Origin of the sequence: Methylobacterium sp. WL6 (assembly GCF_008040095.1) — a bacterium.
In the GTDB taxonomy this organism is placed as follows: domain Bacteria; phylum Pseudomonadota; class Alphaproteobacteria; order Rhizobiales; family Beijerinckiaceae; genus Methylobacterium.
The window spans coordinates 1-940 of the sequence record NZ_VRVH01000610.1; the positions used below are offsets into that span (position 1 = coordinate 1).

At 77.4% G+C, this 940-nt stretch carries 1 protein-coding gene and 1 pseudogene; one reads left to right on the forward strand and one right to left on the reverse strand.

Annotation, left to right across the window (positions count from 1 at the left end; genetic code table 11):
• The coding region (locus FV230_RS28735; protein ID WP_147844780.1) for an invasion associated locus B family protein at positions 1 to 484 on the forward strand (484 nt) is incomplete at its 5' end.
• Here FV230_RS28735 and FV230_RS28740 read toward each other — a convergent pair.
• Positions 477 to 940 (reverse strand): annotated as a pseudogene (locus FV230_RS28740) (allophanate hydrolase); the annotation flags it as partial. The gene FV230_RS28735 and the pseudogene FV230_RS28740 sit on opposite strands and share 8 nt — an antisense overlap.

Genomic DNA, 940 nt, shown 5'->3' on the forward strand with positions numbered 1-940 from the left:
GGCCTACCGCGTCCACCCGCCGGAGGGGGCGCCGCCGCCGGGCGAGGCGCCGGGCGACACCCGCCGGATGATCCAGGCCTTCGGCGGCTGGACCCTGATCTGCGACGAGAACCTGCGCCGGCGCCGCCGGGTCTGCAACGCGTCGCAATCGATCGTCGACGGCGACGGGGTCTTCGCCTTCAGCTGGTCGCTCGCCGCCACCAGCGCCGGCGCGCCGGTCTTCGTGGTGCGCGCGCCGGTCGGGGCGTGGTCGGCCCACACCGTCGGGTTGGCGTTCGGCACCGCCGAGGAGACCGTGATCCGTCTGGAAAGCTGCAACGCCAGCCTGTGCCTCGGCTTCCTGCCCGTCGACGAGGCCCTGCGGCGGGCGATCGCCGGGCGCGCCGCCGTCCGCGTCCGCTATCGCCGGAGCGAGAGCGCCGCCCCCGTCGCCATCGCGACCTCCCTCGACGGCCTCGCCGCGGCGATCGCGGGCATCAGGTAGCTCGCGCGCCGGTCTCGGCGCCTGGGCGCGGGGCGCGGGCCAAGTACCCGCGCCAGCCGCCGTAGCGGCCGATCTCCTCGGCGCCGACGACGCCCTCGGCCTCGACCAGGAACCCCTTCGGCCGGGTGCCGTCGGACAGGTGCAGGGTGCCGATGCCGAGGGGCTCCGGGATGGCGGACACGAAGCGGCCGAAGGCGTCCGGCGACAGTTCCCAGACCTCGGTCTCGATCGCGACGCCGGTGCCGGCCGCCACCCGCAGCAGGCCCGGCCGGTGCGGCGGGCCGCCGGGCAGCGCGTAGAAGCGGTAGTCCGGCGCCGTCGCGACCGCGCGCAGGAAGCGGGCGCCGAGGCGCGTGAGCTCGCCGTTGAGGGCGAGGCCGGAGAGGTGCGCGCCGACCACCGCCAGCTCGATCGCCTCGCCCGCCGCCCGCCCCGCCGGCTCGGTCGCCGCCGGCA